The following is a 16148-nucleotide window of genomic DNA, read 5'->3' on the forward strand; positions in this document are numbered from 1 at the left end:
ACGTGGGCGCCCAAGGACGTGGCCCCGGAACGGCTCGGCCCCGACGCGAGGGCGCGAGGACGCGAGGCCCGCGTCATCCCTGGTCGTCGCTCCGATCAAGACCGAGGAAGGCAATGGCCATGGCCTCCATGCCGGAGTTCGGGAAGTCGTGCCGCCCGCCCTCGACGCTGATCACCTCGAGGGGCGGCTGCTCGCCGTCGTCGTCGTAACGGGTGCGGGTCCACCCCGGCTTCGGCTTGTCGGTGAGCACCGGCTCCTGGCTCACCCCCAGGACGTCGGTCCATTGTTTGATCTCTTCACCGAGGTTCTTGTGGTTCAGGATGTCGTCCTCGGTGCCGTGCCACAGCTGCACCCGCGGTCGGGCCCCCCTGTAGCCCGGGTACGCGTCGCGCACCAGATCACCCCACTTCCGCGGGGTCTCGGTGTGCCGACCGCTGGAGCACTCCTCCCAACCGTCCGACCCGTAGTCGTCGACGGGGAAGCAGCCGAACGGCACGCCCATGAAGACCGACCCGGCCTTGAAGAGATCGGGGTGGTCGGCCAGGAGCACGTTGGTCATGTTCGCCCCGGACGAGGCACCGGTGACGTACACCCGCCCGGCATCGGCCCCGTGGTGTTCCTCGGCGTATTCCACCATCGAGACGATGCTCGTCGGGTCGCTGTCGCCGTCGCGCTTGAGCGCCTGCGAAGAAGCCGAGTCGAAACACTGGCCCTCGGAGTTGGCGTCCGGGTAGACGACGATGAACCCGTACCGGTCGGCCAGCTGGGCGAACGCCGTGCCCGCGTGGAAGCCGGACGCCGAGCCCGTGCACTGGTGGATCGCCACCAGCACCGGCGGACGCGCCCCGGCGCTGTTCGGCACGTACTCGTACATGCGCAGACCGCCCGGGTTCTTCCCGAAGTCGGTCACCTCGGTGAGGGAGGCGGGCTTCTTGCCCGGTTCCGCCGACGCCTGACAGCCGGCAAGCAGTGCGACCACCCCGGCGACCGCCGCCAGCAGGACGGCGCCTCTCCGTGATCTTCGTCGGACCGTCACGTGGCCGCCTTCTCCTTGTCGGGGACGTCTGAATTGCGGCAACCAGCACGAGGGAGCCCCCGTGCCCTTCGGCTGCAGATGCTTCCGAGTCGACCACGAATGACATGCACCCGATAAGGGGCGTCACCCGGGTGGGAACTTAGTTGTCGCCTCCCCGCAGCGCCGCCAGCACGAGCCGCCCGTACCGCGTGGTGAGCGCCCCCGCCGTGGCCGCGACGGACGCGCCGAGCGCGATGAACAGGTGCGCCATCGACTTGTCGTCGAGCACCTGGAGGACGCCCAGGGCCGTGCCGAGCGGCAGGCCCAGGATGGTGAGGACGCCGAGGGCGCCGCTGATCTGCTGGCTCTCGCGGGTCTGGACGAGCCGGCTGTAGTCGGCGGCCTCGGCGAGGATCTCGGCGAACCGCTCCGGAAGCCGGTGCTGCCGCTGGAAGGCCAGCAGGAGGTCGTTCGCCGGGCCGTGTGCGGTGAGGTGCTGCCGCCAGTACGTGCTGCGGAACACGGCGATGTTCCGCTCCAGCGCCGCGACCCGGCCGGCGAGCCCGGTCGCGTCGAAGACCTCGGAGAGCTGGTCCGTCAGCACGTCGATGTGGTCCCGCTGCAGCATCCCCAGCAGCAGGGCGTCGAGGTAGACCGTACGGAAGTGCAGCGCCGCGAACCCGTAGAAGTCGCCCTCCCCCGTGTCGGCCCGGTGGCCCAGGAACGCGGCTCCCTGCCGCAGCACCAGCGCGCTCCAGTCGGCCGAGATCCGCACCACGTCCTTGAGCAGGTCGTCGGTGCACTCCGGCGGTACGGGGAAGTCCTCGGCCGTGGAACGGGACGCCAGCTGCCACAGCCACTGGTCCGCCGATGCGGGCACCCGGTCGTCGGGGCCGGCCCGCAGGGCAGAGCGGTGCGCCGCGGTCGGCGACATGAACGCGATCGGATACGGACGTGTGATCGCGAACGGGGATCTGTCTCCCGGGAGTTCGGCCACGCCCTCCAACAGCCTCGCCGGGTCGAAGCGCCCGCTCAACGGATCGGTGCGGTCCCCGGGCCTCCCTGACAACGCCCGCAGCACCGGCAGCAGCGGGTCCTCCACGGTGAAGTGCAGGATCGCCAGACCCTGTTCCGCCCCGACCGTCGTCGACGCGCACAGCAACTCGACGCCCAGTAGCCGCATCCCGTCCTGCTTGACGTCCAGCGGCTGATGCCAGCGCCGGGGCCGGCCGGGGACCCCGTACAGGGCCCGTGCCGAGGCGGGCGTGAAGTACGTCGACCTGGTGGCCGTGTCCGTCCGCCGGCTGCCCAGCTCGAACGGGAACGGTCCCTCCGCCCAGTCCGGCACACCCGGCAACCGCACCGGAAGGACCACGGCCAGCTCTTGGCGGGCACCGGGCGGCGCGTCGTGCAGCGGGAGCGGCGGCCCGTTCGGAGTGCTCATGCTCACCCGTAGTACTCGGCCGGGTCCGGCTGGTCCAGCCGGATGACGAATTCGGCCCGGTCGGGGCTTCGTCCGTCGACGTGGAAGCGCACCCGTTCGCCCGTGCGGATCGTCCGGAACCCCTCCGTCACGATCTGCCGGTAGTCGAAGCTGTAGTACCGCTCCTCCTCGTCGTCGAGGACGATGTACGCCCCCATCGATCCGGTCGGTCCTCCGCCACTGGGCCGCCGGTCGACGATGGTCCCGTACCGCGCCGGGCTGCCGCGGAGGTCGTCGACGTCACTCACTTCCGGATCGCCTCCGCCTCGTCGATGGCCAGGTCCTCCACGCACCGGAAGCCGACCGCGTTGCTCGCCCCGCGCTTGCGATAGATCCCCTTGCTGCTGGTCTGCACGGCACGCAGAGGATTGTCGTAGCTGCCGCCGCAGATGACCGCCTCTCCCGGGTCGGAAAGGCTGGTGGAGGTCCATTCCCAGCAGTTGCCCACCATGTCCGTCACCCCGAACGGCGACCGGTTCCCTGGCCGCTCGTCGACCGGTGTCACCGCGGCCCGGCGCACGGCGTCGTCCGCGAAGTCCCGGTACCAGGCCTGGTACGTCACCACCGGCTTGCCCACCCAGGTGTCGGCGCAGTTGATCCGAATGCCGTCGGCCTCGTCGCCCCATGGGAACAGCCGCCCGTCACCACCGCGGGCCGCAGCCTCCCACTCCAGTGAGCTCGGCAGCCGCTTCCCCTCGAACGCGGCGAAGGCGTACGCGCTCCACCAGCTGACGCAGGTGGCGGGGTAGTCGTCGAAGCGCGGGTTCTCGTAGTAGTCCGGGTGACGCATCCGCTCCGTCCACGGCCGGTGGGAGAAGCCGGCCGGCTGATCGGGATGGTCCCAGCGCGACGTACCGTCCTCCTCCAGGGCCTCCAGGAACCTGCGATACCGCGTCACCGTCACCGCGTACCGGTCGAACCTCACCGGACGCTCCACCCGCCGGATCATCAGCCGCTCGGCCGGACCGACCAGATACGCCCCGGCGGGCAGCACGCAATCGTCCGTATCCGTAGCCGCACCCGCGGAAACCTCCGCCAGGAATGCCCGTACCTGCTCCGTGAGGAAGACCCCGTCGGCGATGTCCGCTGCACCCTCCCGGTGAGCCGGATCGGCGAGATACCGCGCCGCCAGCAGTTCCTGGTACGCCGTGTGCGCGAACGCGACCCGCTCCGGCCCCGCAGGGCGCAGCAGAGGCGCGAGCACGCACGCCTCGAGGTCCAGCCGCCCGTCCCCGAACGCGCCGGGCCCCAGCCACCGATGCAGGTCGAGCAGGGAGAACACGGTCCGGTCCTCCAGGAACGCCCGCCCGAACGCCTCCGGCAGCCGGCCCTCCAGCTGCGACTGTCCCGCCTCCTCCAGGGTTCGCGTGAGGTGCGTCCCCAGCACGCCCGCCAGCGACGTACCCGGCTCCAGATCGAGAGCGGACGTCAGCCCCCGCTCCAGCGGCGTGGTGTCGGGTTCGGTGAGCCGCACGACATGGAAGTGCGGGACGCGCGCGGGGTCGACCCCGTTCGCGTACATCTGCTCGACCAGCTGCTCGGAACGGCCGGCGCCGCTGTCCAGGAGCTGCCGCACCTGCGGCGAGTCGGCGAGGAAGGCCACGCGCGAGCTCATCACCACGGCCGACTCGGCGGACAGCACGGCGGCGAGGTCGCTGAACAGCCGCAGGAACCCGGCGGGACTGGCCTCCTCAACCCCTTCGTCCACGGCGTCCAGCACGCACAACGCCATGCCGGACCGGATCAGGAAGAGGAAGAGGTCGTACGCGCGCGAACGCTCCGAGCCCATCGCGGGCGCCAGCAGTCTGGCCGCGTACTCGGAGAACGGCTCGTCCTTCGGCTTCAACCCGAGGTCGAAGTAGAACCGGAACCGGCGCAGGCCAGAATCCAGCACCAGCGAGCGCAGCAGCGTGCTCTTGCCGCTTCCCGGACGACCGGTGACCAGCACGTTGGCGCTGCCCTGGGCCAGCCGAACCAGCAGCTCCGCAGCGTCACCGGTCCGCTCCACGCCGGATTCCCCGGTGAGCGGGTGGGTCCGCAGCATCGCCGCGGAGACCCGACTTCGGGATTCCGCCGGGGCAAGGGTGGCGGCCAGCGGAGCCAGATGGGCGTCGATCTGCACGATCGTGTCGACGAAGCCCCCGTAAGGCACGATCCGCACGTCGGTGCCGAGCAACTGCTGCAACGCCCGCCCTCCCGGACCCCCGCTGACGCCACCGTCAGCGTCACCTCGATCGGGCTCATCCACGTCCAGCACCACGAACCGGGTGAGCTTCGGCAGCCGCGTCCGCAGCAGCTCCCCGTCCCCGGAGGAGAGGACGGCACGAAGGTCGTCCGCGTCCTGGGAGACCAGCAGTTCCACGTACTCCAGCCGCATTCCCGCCTCCCGGCAGAACAGCTGGTACACGGTGTCCGCGCTCAGCACGAACCTCTTGGCCTGCCGGTATCCGAGCGTCACGTACAGCCCGGCAAGGAACTCGCTCCGGCGCGCGACCTCCGGCGCCATCTGTGGCTCTCCGCCCAGGAGTGCCGCGCTTCCCGTGCTGGTGAACCACACCAGCACGTCCACCAGCCGGCGGACCGCAAGCAGGCCGTCCTCCTCGCTGATGTCATACCCGTCGTGCGTCGACCGGTTGCGCAGCCGGCGGATGTCGTCCAGGGCGTTGAGCACGTTGCCGCTACGAATGTGCGGACGGCAGCCCTTGACCAGGTCGTTGAGCGCCTTCGACGACGGATCGCCTGCGATGTCGTGGTGCCGCCACAACTCCTTGAGCAGCTTCTCGGTCAGCTTCCCGACCAGGGCGACCGCATTCTCCGGATACCCGTCGCGCAGCGACCGTAAGGGCCGCTCCAGGTCGAGCCCCAGCCGCTCGGCAATCCGGGAGTGGTCGTCCAGTTCGGCCCGGAGCCGCCGCAGCCGCTCGTCGACGACAGTACTCACGCCTCCTCCTCCCTCCGGTCGGCGTCACCTGCGGCCGTCTCCGCACCTGGCCGTCGCCCGACCACGAACGCGAACGTGTCCGGGAACGCCAGCACCGGCTCGGGATGGGCCGCCTTGATCTCCTCGACGCCCTTCTCGATCTCGGCGTCGCTGAAGGTGGAGAGGAGCGACATGTACCGGGCCCGCACCATGCCGAGATACCGCTCGCGGTCGATCCGCAGCTCGTGCTCGACGAAGCCGAGCTCTGCCTCGAGACCTGCCGCACGCAGGTGCTCCACGATGCCGAGCGGGTCCGGCTGCAGCTCCTCGAACCGGTCGAGGGCCGCCCGGAACAACGGGTACTTGATGGTCGCCGGCAGCATCACCACCAGCAGCCGTCCGCCCGGCGCCAGCCGCTCGGCCAGCCCTCGCAGTGTGCGGCCTGGATCGGCCAGGTGATGCACCGACTCCTTCAACCACACGGCGTCGAGTCGCTCGTACGGCACCTCGACCCGACCCTCGGCCACTTCCTCGGCAGACGCGGCGAGAGGGACCAGCTCGGGCGAGGGCGGCGTGCCCAGCCCACGCAGCATCGCCTCCGACGGATCGACGCAGAGCACAGGCTGCCGCGGCTCGACCTGCCGTGCGACCTCCTTGGCGAACAGACCGGTGCCGCAGCCGATGTCGGCGATCCGGTCCTCGGGCCCGAGCTCCAGGGCCTCCGCGATCCGCGCCGACATCCAGGGCACGTACTCAGGACCGTAGACCCAGTGCTCGTCGTACTCGGCAGCAAGCTCGTCGTAGTGCCCCCGCACGTCGCGCTGTTCCACGATCCCCCTCGTCCCACCCCAGGTGACGGCCCCTGCCGCCCGAATCACCAGGCAGGCTACCGCCTCGTCACAGGGGCGGACAGGGTGAAATCCGCCTGCCCCGAGCCCTGTTCACTGGTGCCGGCCGTGAGGGAGAAGAGAGCCAACTCGGCCCGGACCGTCTTGCGGGGCGAAGGCCCCTGGATCACACCCCAAGTTGGTGGGGCTGGCGCTGCGGTGGCTGGAGACGGGGCACAGCGTGGGCGATCTTCGGAGGCATCTGCTGCGGGGGATGCCGACGGACGGGTCCGCCGTGCGGCGGCCCGGGAGCTGGTGCGGTATCTGTCCGGGCCCGGGCCGGCCTGACAGGATGCCCTGCCCGGCCTCCGCACCGTTCTCGGTGCCGGCTGTGCCCCGTTTTCGGTGCTACAGGGCTCAAAAACGGACACGGCACCTCGTGGGGCGGCCGCGAGGGCAGGACGGCCGCCGTGGCACCCTGGACGGGTGAAGCACGCGTTCCGCAACCCCGTCGGCGGCCATGTCCCCGTCGCCGGCGGCCTCAGCACCGTCGGCCTGTCCTACGCCCGCGACCTCGGCGCGGAGACCGTGCAGGTCTTCGTGGCGAACCCGCGCGGCTGGGCCACCCCCACCGGCAACCCCGCGCAGGACGAGGCGTTCCGCGCCGCGTGCGCGCAGGAGTCGATACCGGCGTACGTCCACGCCCCGTACCTGATCAACTTCGGGTCGCACACCGAGGCGACGGTGGAGCGGTCGGTGGCGTCGCTGCGGCACTCGCTGCGGCGGGGGCGGGAGATCGGGGCGCTCGGGGTGGTCGTGCACACCGGGAGCGCCACCGGGGGGCGCGAGCGGGCCGTGGCCCTGAAGCAGGTGCGGGAGCAGATGCTGCCGCTGCTGGAGGAGCTGACGCACGACGACGACCCGTTCCTGCTGATCGAGTCGACGGCCGGGCAGGGGTCGTCCCTGTGTTCGAAGGCGGAGGACTTCGGGCCGTACTTCGAGGCCTTGGACTCCCACCCCAAGCTGGGGATCTGCCTGGACACCTGCCACATCTTCGCCGCCGGGCACGACCTGACCGGTGCGGACGGTATGCGCGAGACGCTGGACGAGCTGGTGGCGACGGTCGGCCCGGGCCGGCTGAAGCTGATCCACGCCAACGACTCCAAGGACGTCGTCGGCGCGCACAAGGACCGCCACGCGAACATCGGCGAGGGGCACATCGGCGAGGACCCGTTCCGGGAGCTGATGCGGCACCCGGCGACCGACGGCGTGCCGCTGGTGATCGAGACGCCCGGCGGCAAGGAGGGCCACGCGGCCGATGTGGAGCGGCTGAAGAAGCTGCGGGAGCAGCTCCAGGACTGAGGACCGCCTAGAGGTCCGGGCCCTCGCCGGGTTCCTCCTGGTAGGAGTACCGCTGTTCCTTCCAGGGGTCGCCGACGTTGTGGTAGCCCCGTTCCTCCCAGAACCCGCGCCGGTCGGCCGTCATGTATTCGACGGCGCGGACCCATTTGGGGCCCTTCCAGGCGTACAGGTGGGGCACGATCAGGCGGAGTGGGAAGCCGTGCTCGGCGGTGAGGAGCTCGCCGTCCTTGTGGGTGGCGAAGATGCTCCGCTCGTCGGCGAAGTCCGACAGCCGCATGTTGGAGCTGAAGCCGTACTCGGCCCACACCATCACATGGGTGACGTCGGGCGCGGGCGGCGCGGCCTCCAGGACGACCCGGGCGGGCACGCCGCTCCACTCGGCGCCGATCATGCTGAACTTGGTGACGCAGTGCAGGTCGGCCACCACGGTGCTGCGCGGGAGGGCGCCGAACTCGGTGTGGTTCCAGGAGTGCTTGGCCGCGTCCGCGGTGGCGCCGAAGACCTGGAACTCCCACCGCTCCGGGCGGAACCGGGGCACCGGGCCGTAGTGCGTCACCGGCCAGCCGCGCTGCAGTCGCTGCCCGGGGGGAAGTTCCGGCTGGGGAAGTCCCGGCTGTGCCGCTTCCCCGGACGCGTGTTCCTCCGGCTGACCCATGTCACCCATCCTGACAGACCCCTCACGGGCCGGAGGAACCGCCTCGGCCGACCGGGGGGCAAAAAGGAACAAAGACGGGTAAGTGTGCACTTACTGGACGTGGGGGCGGCGGGTTGCCATCATGCGGGCGCAGCAGTCTCGCAGCAGCAGCACGCGTCACGCAGCACCCGTCACATCGATCCGCGTCTGGAAGGACCCGCCGCATGCAGGGCGACCCCGAGGTCATCGAGTTCCTCAACGAGCAGCTGACCGCCGAGCTGACGGCGATCAACCAGTACTTCCTGCACTCCAAGCTCCAGGACCACAAGGGCTGGACGAAGCTGGCCCGGTACACCCGCGCGGAGTCCTTCGACGAGATGCGGCACGCGGAGCTGCTCACCGAGCGCATCCTGATGCTGGACGGGCTGCCCAACTACCAGCGGCTCTTCCACGTCCGCGTCGGCCAGACCCTCACCGAGATGTTCGAGGCGGACAAGCAGGTGGAGGTCGAGGCGATCGACCGGCTGCGGCGCGGCGTCGAGGTCATGCGGGCCAAGAACGACATCACCTCGGCCAACATCTTCGAGGCGATCCTCGCGGACGAGGAGCACCACATCGACTACCTGGACACCCAGCTGGAGCTGATCGAGAAGCTGGGCGAGCCGTTGTACATCGCGACGGTGATCGAGCAGGTCACGCCGGACTCCTCGGCGGGCTGAGCCCTCCGCGGACTCAGGCGGCCTCGGGGTAGGCGCGCGGGATGACGGGCACGACGACGGGACGGGGCAGCGGCTCGACGGGAGCGCCGGGGCCCTCGGCGGGGAGTTCACCGGGCGCGGCCAGCGCCTCGGAGGGGCGGCCCTGCTCGATGAGCTCGCGGCGGGGGCAGGCGCCCCGGCCGAGGATGGCCTGGATGCGCTTGACGCAGCCGCCGCAGTCGGTGCCGGCCTTGCAGGCGGAGGCGATCTGGCGGGGGGTGCACGCGCCGTTCTCCGCGTGGCGCTTGACCTGCTCCTCGGTCACGCCGAAGCAGCTGCACACGAACACGTCGCTCCACCTCCGTCCTGGGATCGTCTCGTCGAAGAGGCCTCGCGGAGCGGAATCCGGAATCCCAGGTTCCACTTGGTGAGGCAAACCTAACCTAACCCACCGCTTCGTACCCGGGAAGACCGATGGGGCGCGGATCCCTGTGATCCGCGCCCCATCGTCATGCTGTCGTCAGCCACTCACTGCGAGCGGTACATCTCCGCCACCAGGAACGCCAGGTCCAGCGACTGGCTGCGGTTGAGCCGCGGGTCGCAGGCCGTCTCGTAGCGCTGGTGCAGGTCGTCGACGAAGATCTCGTCGCCGCCGCCCACGCACTCGGTGACGTCGTCGCCGGTGAGCTCCACGTGGATGCCGCCGGGGTGGGTGCCGAGCTCCTTGTGGACCTCGAAGAAGCCCTTGACCTCGTCGAGCACGTCGTCGAAGCGGCGGGTCTTGTGGCCGGAGGCGGCCTCGAAGGTGTTGCCGTGCATCGGGTCCGTCACCCAGGCGACCGTCGCGCCGGAGGCGGTGACCTTCTCGACCAGCTCGGGGAGCTTGTCGCGGACCTTGTCCGCGCCCATGCGGACGATGAAGGTCAGCCGGCCCGGCTCACGCTCCGGGTCGAGACGCTCGATGTACTGGAGCGCGTCCTCGGCCGTGGTGGTGGGGCCGAGCTTGATGCCGATCGGGTTCTGGATCTTCGACGCGAACTCGATGTGCGCGTGGTCCATCTGCCGGGTCCGCTCGCCGATCCAGACCATGTGGCCGGAGACGTCGTAGAGCTTGCCGGTGCGCGAGTCCACCCGGGTCAGGGCGGTCTCGTAGTCCATCAGCAGCGCCTCGTGCGAGGCGTAGAACTCGACGGTCTTGAACTCCTCGGGGTCCGTCCCGCAGGCCCGCATGAAGTTCAGCGCGTTGTCGATCTCCCGGGCGAGCTGCTCGTAGCGCTGGCCGGAGGGGGACGACTTCACGAAGTCCTGGTTCCAGGCGTGCACCTGCCGCAGGTCGGCGTAGCCGCCGGTGGTGAAGGCGCGCACCAGGTTGAGCGTGGAGGCGGAGGCGTTGTACATCCGCTTGAGGCGCTCGGGGTCGGGGATCCGGGACTCCTCGGTGAAGTCGAAGCCGTTCACCGAGTCGCCGCGGTACACCGGCAGCGTCACGCCGTCGCGCGTCTCCATGGGCTTGGAGCGCGGCTTGGAGTACTGGCCGGCGATCCGGCCGACCTTCACCACCGGCACGGAGGCCGCGTAGGTGAGGACGGCGCCCATCTGGAGCAGCGTCTTGAGCTTGGCGCGGATCTGCTCGGCGCCGACGCCGTCGAAGGACTCCGCGCAGTCGCCGCCCTGGAGCAGGAACGCGTCCCCCTTGGCGACGGCCGCCAGCCGGGCCTTCAGCTGGTCGCACTCGCCGGCGAACACCAGCGGCGGGTAGCTCTCGAGCTCCGTGACGACCTTGCTCAGGGCCTTCTGGTCGGGATACTCCGGCTGCTGGGCAGCGGGCAGGTCTCGCCAGGTGGGCACGAAGGTAGCAGGGCTCTCAAGGTTCACGGTCACGTCAGCAAGGGTACGGGCTCGCCTGCGGCACGCCGACGGGAGCCCACACTGTGGGACGCTCCGTCCATTCCCGGCACATCCGCCGCCCCGCTCGGGTAGGGTTCCCGCCATGTCAGCACACGCGCAGCACCTGCAGCAGCACCTGAACTGGTGGTGGACCGCTCCTTCGGCGGCCCACTGACTGCGCGTATCCACACTTCGCGAAGGCCGCCCGAGGGGCGGCCTTCGGCGTTTTCGCGACCGGGCCGCTCCTCCCCCACCACTCCCACCACGGAGGAGCACCCGACATGGACCTCTCGCTGCTGCCCGGCGACGGCCGCCCGTTCGCCCTGCTGCGCCGCCGCACCCCCGGCCGTGATCACGATCTCGTCGAGCTGCTGGTCGGCCCGGTGGCCGCCCACGAGAGGCTGGCCGACCTGCCGGAGCGGGCGCTGGCCCTGGTGCCGTTCCGGCAGATCCGCGACCGCGGCTTCGACGTCCGCGACGACGGCACGCCGCTGCTGGCGCTGACCCCCGAGGAGTCGTACGAGATCCCGCTCGCCGAGGCCCTGGCGCAGCTGCCCGCGCACGAGGTGCGGGTGGAGGACGGCGGCTTCGACCAGGACGACGCCTCCTACGCGCGCACCGTGGAGCGCGTGCTGCGCGAGGAGATCGGACGCGGCGAGGGCGCCAACTTCGTGATCCGGCGCACCTACCGCGGCCGGATCGACGGCTTCGGGGCGGTGGACGCGCTGGCCCTGTTCCGGCGGCTGTTGGAGGGCGAGCGCGGCGCGTACTGGACGTTCGTGGTCCACACCGGGGACCGCACGCTGGTCGGGGCGAGCCCGGAGGTGCACGTGCGGATGTCCGGGCAGGCCGTGGTGATGAACCCCATCAGCGGCACCTACCGTTACCCGGCCGGCGGACCCACCCCCGAGGACCTGCTGGAGTTCCTGGGCAGCGCCAAGGAGACCGAGGAGCTGTCCATGGTGGTGGACGAGGAGCTCAAGATGATGTGCACGGTCGGTGACATGGGCGGGGTGGTGGTCGGGCCCCGGCTGAAGGAGATGGCGCACCTGGCGCACACCGAGTACGAGCTGCGCGGCCGCTCCACGCTGGACGTCCGCGAGGTGCTGCGGGAGACCATGTTCGCCGCCACGGTGACCGGCTCGCCGGTGCAGAACGCCTGCCGGGTCATCGAACGGCACGAGCCCGACGGCCGCGGCTACTACGCGGGCGCGCTCGCCCTGCTCGGCCGGGACGCGGGCGGCGCGCAGACGCTGGACTCCCCCATCCTGATCCGCACCGCGGACGTCGCCGCCGACGGCACGCTGCGGGTGGGCGTCGGGGCGACGCTGGTGCGCGGCTCGGACCCGGCCGGCGAGGTGGCCGAGACGCACGCGAAGGCGGCCGGGGTGCTGGCCGCCCTCGGCGTGCGCCCGGGACGGCCGCGGGAGGAGCGGACGGCTCCCCGGCTGGGCGAGGACCCGCGGGTGCGGGCCGCGCTGGACGCCCGGCGCACGGAGCTGGCGCCGTTCTGGCTGCGGATGCGCGAGCGGGCCGAGGACGGCGGCGCGACGCTCTCGGGCCACGCGCTGGTGGTCGACGCGGAGGACACGTTCACCGCGATGCTGGCCCACCTGCTGCGCTCGCTCGGCCTGACGGTGACCGTGCGCCGCTTCGACGAGCCGGGGCTGCGCGAGGCGGTGCTCGCCCATCCGGGTCCGGTGGTCCTGGGCCCCGGCCCGGGCGACCCGGGGGACGCCGCCGACCCGCGGATGCGGTTCCTGCGGGACCTGGCCGCCCGGGTGCTCCGGGAGCGTCCGCACGGGGTGCTGGGCGTGTGCCTGGGCCACGAGCTGATCGCTGCCGAGCTGGGGCTGGAGATCGTCCGCAAGCGGGTGCCGTACCAGGGGGCGCAGACCACGCTGGACCTGTTCGGGCGGCCGGAGACGGTCGGTTTCTACAACAGCTTCGTCGCCCGCTGCGACGACGCGGCCGCCGCCGGGCTCGCCGCGCACGGCGTGGAGGTGTCCCGGGACGCGGACGGCGAGGTGCACGCGCTGCGGGGGCCCGGGTTCGCCGGGGTGCAGTTCCACCCGGAGTCGGTGCTCACCGTGCGCGGCATCGACGTGGTGCGCGAGCTGCTGGCGGGGGTGATGCGCACGGCGGGCAACGCGATGGGGACCGGCGGCGCGGCGGCGGGCGGCGCCGTGGCTCAGGCGGACGGCCTGGGCGCGAGCACGTTCTCCGAGCGGCGGCCGGCCAGGTAGTCCACCACGTTCGACGCGGTGGTGTGCGCGATCTGCCCCACCGCGTCGGACGTGTAGTAGGCCTGGTGGCCGGTGACCAGGACGTTGGGGAAGGTGACCAGGCGGGCCAGGGTGTCGTCGTCGACGAAGTCCAGCGACTTGTCCTGGAAGAACAGGCCCTCCTCCGCCTCGTAGACGTCCAGGCCCACGCCGGTGAAACGACCGGCCCGCAGTTCGGCGACCAGCGCGGCGGTGTCCACCAGGCCACCGCGGCTGGTGTTCACCAGGATCGCGTCGTCCTTCATGATCCGCAGCGAGTCGGCGTCGATGAGGTGCTGGGTCTCGGGGAGGAGCGGCACGTGCAGGGTGATCAGGTCCGAGCGGGCCAGCAGGTCCGCGGTCGGCACGTAGCTCATGCCCAGGTCCAGGCACTCGGGGTTCTCCCGGACGTCCCAGCCCAGCAGCCGCATGCCGAAGCCGTGGGCGATCCGGGCGAAGGCCGCGCCGATCTTCCCGGTACCGATCACTCCGGCGGTGCGGCCGTGCAGGTCGCGGCCCATCAGGCCGTTGATGCGGAAGTCGAAGTCGCGGGTGCGGCGGGCGGCCCGCGCGATGTGCCGGTTGCAGGCGAGGGCCAGCGCCCAGGCGTGCTCGGCGACCGCGTGCGGCGAGTAGGCGGAGACCCGCGCGACGGTCATGCCCAGCTGCTCGGCGGCGGGCAGGTCGATGTTGTTGAAGCCGGTGGAGCGCTGGGCGATCAGCCGGGTGCCGCCGGCCGCGAGCACTCCCAGCACCTCGCGGTCCAGCTCCGCGTTGACCGGGCTGACCACCACCTCGTGGTCGAGGGCCAGGGCGGCGGTGTCCGCGTCGAGATTGACGTCCAGGCAGCGCAGCTCGTGCCCGAGCGGGCCCACCGCCTCGGCGAAGGCCGCCTCCAGGAGCGGCTTCTCGTCGTTTTGGACTCCGAACGCGAGGATCTCCATGCAGCCGACCCTACGAGCCCCCCGCAGCGCCCGCGAGCGGCCGGAGGGCCTTTTCGGCCAGGGCCGGTCGGCCCTGGGCGATGCCGGTGTCCGGGCCCCCGGGCAGGCTCCGATGCCGGGGCGGGTCAGTCCTCGTCCAGGCCCGTCTCGATGGCGTAGCGCACCAGCTCCACCCGGTTGTGCAGCTGGAGCTTGCCGAGGGTGTTCTGCACGTGGTTCTGGACGGTCCGGTGGGAGATCACCAGCCGCTCGGCGATCTGCTTGTACGACAGCCCCTTGGCGACCAGGCGCAGCACCTCGGTCTCGCGGTCGGTGAGCCGGGGAGCGGGCGTGGCGGGGGCCGGCTCGGCCGGTCCGGCGGCCAGTCGCCGGAACTCGCCGAGCACCAGTCCGGCCAGCCCGGGGGTGAAGACGGCCTCGCCGACGGCGGTGCGGCGGACCGCGTCGAGCAGTTCCTCGGTGGACGCGGACTTCACCAGGTAGCCGGTGGCGCCGGACTTCACCGCCTCCAGCACGTCGGCGTGCTCGCCGCTGGCCGACAGCACCAGCACCCGCAGCGAGGGGTCGGCGCCCACGAGTTCACGGCAGACCTCGACACCCGGCTTGAGCGGCAGGTTGAGGTCGAGCACCAGCACGTCGGGCCGCACGGCGCGGGCCCGCCGCACCGCCTGCTCGCCGTCACCGGCGGTGGCCACCACCTCGAGCCCGGCTCCCGCCAGGTCCCGGGCGACCGCGTCGCGCCACATCGGGTGGTCGTCGACCACCATCACCTTCAACGGGCTCTCCCCCATCGGTTCAGCTCTCCTCGCCTGTTCGCAGGCCCTCAGGCCTTCGGGACCCTCAACTCGACCTCGGCTCCCTGGCCGGGGACCGAGAACAGCTCCGCGGTGCCGCCCAGGTCGCGCAGCCGGCCGCGGATGGACTGGGCGACGCCCAGTCTCCCCTCCCGCTCGGCCGCGTCCAGCCGGCCGGCCGGGATGCCGGGGCCGTCGTCGCGGACGGTGACGACGACCTGGTCCGGTTCGTCCTCCAGCAGGATCCAGGCCCGCGCCTCCTCGCCGGCGTGCGCCCGGACGTTGTCCAGCGCGGCGCCGACCGCCGCGGCCAGTTCACGGGCCACGCCGGCCGGCAGCTCGACCGGGGTGCCGGGCTCGGCGAGGGCGATCCTGGAGCTGGTGGCGTGCCCGGCCAGCAGGGCGCGCACGTCGACGGGGGTGTCCGGGTCCTCCTCCTCCTCGCCGTGGTCCGCGTTCGCGTCCGCGGCACCGCGGGAGCCGGCCGGCAGGGCGCGCGCGGCGGCGTCGCGGGGGCCGGGCAGTCCGCGGGAGATCAGGGCGCGCAGCGCGGACTCCTGCTCCCCGGCCAGCCGCACCAGTTCCACGGTGTCCGCGCCTCCTCCGGTGACTCCGTCGGCCGCCCGCCTGCGGATCATGGCGAGCACCTGGAGCACGCCGTCGTGGATGTCGCGGGCCAGCCGCTCCCGTTCGCGGGTGGCGGCCTCGATCTCCAGGGCGCGGGCCAGGGTCCGCTCGGAGGCGCGGGCCACCTCGACGACGTAGCCGATGGCGATGGCGGCGACCCAGACCAGGACGACGTTGTGCAGGGTGTCGCGGGTGGGCGCGCCGCGTTCCACCAGGTTGGCGGCGGCCACCAGGGTGGAGGCGACGGCCGCCCACCGCCAGCCGCCCTTGACCGCGAAGGCGAGCACCGATCCGGCGGTCCATATCGACGGCAGGGTGGGCCCGCCGGCGTGGATGCGGGCGGCCGAGTCGGCGAGCGGGGTGAGCAGGATGCCGACGACGGCGATCGTCAGGTCGACACCCAGGAAGGCGCGGGTGCAGCTGCGGGCGTCGGCGACCTTGCGCACGGTGGCCAGGGTCCACACCGCCAGCACCACGTAGTAGCCGACGGCCAGGCCCGGCCGGACGAAATGCTGGTAGGCCGCGGCGAACAGGCCGACGGCGTACAGCATCGTCAGCACCCGGTAGGCGGTCAGCGCCTGCCAGAGCGGCTGCTCGACCGACATCCTGCCGCGGGGTTCCCCCGTCACGTCGTCTCCCCCTACGACCGGCCGTCTCCGGCCGGTCTCCCCCGTACGACCGGCACGCTCCCGT

The 16148-nt window shown here is 71.7% G+C and carries 14 protein-coding genes; 3 read left to right on the plus strand and 11 right to left on the minus strand.

The window, feature by feature from the left end:
• Positions 1 to 73 precede the first annotated feature (73 nt).
• The 5 genes from ACFRAV_RS19920 to ACFRAV_RS19940 all read right to left on the minus strand — a co-directional run bounded on the left by ACFRAV_RS19920 (position 74) and on the right by ACFRAV_RS19940 (position 6248).
• Positions 74 to 1036, minus strand: a complete 963-nt coding sequence (locus tag ACFRAV_RS19920) for an alpha/beta hydrolase family esterase (RefSeq protein WP_382557383.1) — start codon at positions 1034 to 1036, stop codon at positions 74 to 76.
• A gap of 139 nt (positions 1037 to 1175) precedes the next feature.
• On the minus strand, positions 1176 to 2459 hold the full coding sequence (locus ACFRAV_RS19925) for a hypothetical protein (protein WP_382557385.1): 1284 nt from the start codon (positions 2457 to 2459) through the stop codon (positions 1176 to 1178).
• A gap of 2 nt (positions 2460 to 2461) precedes the next feature.
• A complete protein-coding gene (locus ACFRAV_RS19930; RefSeq protein WP_351114385.1) occupies positions 2462 to 2746 on the minus strand; it encodes a hypothetical protein in 285 nt (94 codons plus the stop codon).
• Positions 2743 to 5439 (minus strand): SUMF1/EgtB/PvdO family nonheme iron enzyme, encoded by a 2697-nt coding sequence (locus tag ACFRAV_RS19935; protein WP_382557388.1) that lies wholly within the window; start codon positions 5437 to 5439, stop codon positions 2743 to 2745. Before ACFRAV_RS19935 ends, ACFRAV_RS19930 begins: the two co-directional genes overlap by 4 nt.
• On the minus strand, positions 5436 to 6248 hold the full coding sequence (locus ACFRAV_RS19940; protein ID WP_382557391.1) for a class I SAM-dependent methyltransferase: 813 nt from the start codon (positions 6246 to 6248) through the stop codon (positions 5436 to 5438). Before ACFRAV_RS19940 ends, ACFRAV_RS19935 begins: the two co-directional genes overlap by 4 nt.
• A gap of 483 nt (positions 6249 to 6731) precedes the next feature.
• Here ACFRAV_RS19940 and ACFRAV_RS19945 point away from each other — a divergent pair, with 483 nt between their 5' ends.
• Positions 6732 to 7607, plus strand: coding sequence for a deoxyribonuclease IV (locus ACFRAV_RS19945; RefSeq protein ID WP_382557393.1), 876 nt, complete (start codon positions 6732 to 6734; stop codon positions 7605 to 7607).
• 7 nt (positions 7608 to 7614) lie between these two features.
• Here ACFRAV_RS19945 and ACFRAV_RS19950 read toward each other — a convergent pair whose 3' ends face one another.
• Positions 7615 to 8262: a sulfite oxidase-like oxidoreductase gene (locus ACFRAV_RS19950; RefSeq protein ID WP_382557395.1), complete on the minus strand. Its 648-nt coding sequence runs from the start codon at positions 8260 to 8262 to the stop codon at positions 7615 to 7617.
• Positions 8263 to 8465: 203 nt separating this feature from the next.
• Between ACFRAV_RS19950 and bfr the strand changes: the two genes are divergently transcribed.
• The gene (bfr, locus tag ACFRAV_RS19955) at positions 8466 to 8960 is read left to right on the plus strand and encodes a bacterioferritin (RefSeq protein ID WP_351114391.1); all 495 of its coding nucleotides are present in this window, start codon (positions 8466 to 8468) and stop codon (positions 8958 to 8960) included.
• Positions 8961 to 8973: 13 nt separating this feature from the next.
• Here the strand turns inward: bfr and ACFRAV_RS19960 are convergent, their stop codons facing one another.
• Positions 8974 to 9288 (minus strand): bacterioferritin-associated ferredoxin, encoded by a 315-nt coding sequence (locus ACFRAV_RS19960; protein WP_382557398.1) that lies wholly within the window; start codon positions 9286 to 9288, stop codon positions 8974 to 8976.
• Positions 9289 to 9467: 179 nt separating this feature from the next.
• The gene (locus ACFRAV_RS19965) at positions 9468 to 10820 is read right to left on the minus strand and encodes a class II 3-deoxy-7-phosphoheptulonate synthase (protein ID WP_382557401.1); all 1353 of its coding nucleotides are present in this window, start codon (positions 10818 to 10820) and stop codon (positions 9468 to 9470) included.
• Between the two features lie 287 nt (positions 10821 to 11107).
• On the opposite strand from ACFRAV_RS19965, the gene ACFRAV_RS19970 reads away from it, so the two are divergent.
• Positions 11108 to 13072: an anthranilate synthase family protein gene (locus tag ACFRAV_RS19970; protein WP_382557404.1), complete on the plus strand. Its 1965-nt coding sequence runs from the start codon at positions 11108 to 11110 to the stop codon at positions 13070 to 13072.
• Here the strand turns inward: ACFRAV_RS19970 and ACFRAV_RS19975 are convergent.
• The 3 genes from ACFRAV_RS19975 to macS form a co-directional block, all read right to left on the minus strand.
• Positions 13018 to 14034, minus strand: coding sequence for a 2-hydroxyacid dehydrogenase (locus tag ACFRAV_RS19975; RefSeq protein WP_382557407.1), 1017 nt, complete (start codon positions 14032 to 14034; stop codon positions 13018 to 13020). The genes ACFRAV_RS19970 and ACFRAV_RS19975 overlap by 55 nt on opposite strands.
• A 125-nt stretch (positions 14035 to 14159) precedes the next feature.
• A complete protein-coding gene (locus ACFRAV_RS19980; protein ID WP_351114397.1) occupies positions 14160 to 14825 on the minus strand; it encodes a response regulator transcription factor in 666 nt (221 codons plus the stop codon).
• A 32-nt stretch (positions 14826 to 14857) separates the two neighbouring features.
• Positions 14858 to 16060, minus strand: coding sequence for a MacS family sensor histidine kinase (gene macS, locus ACFRAV_RS19985; protein ID WP_382557433.1), 1203 nt, complete (start codon positions 16058 to 16060; stop codon positions 14858 to 14860).
• Between the last annotated feature and the right edge of the window lie 88 nt (positions 16061 to 16148).

Origin of the sequence: Streptomyces sp. NPDC056600, assembly GCF_042792855.1 — a bacterium.
In the GTDB taxonomy this organism is placed as follows: Bacteria; Actinomycetota; Actinomycetes; order Streptomycetales; family Streptomycetaceae; genus Streptomyces.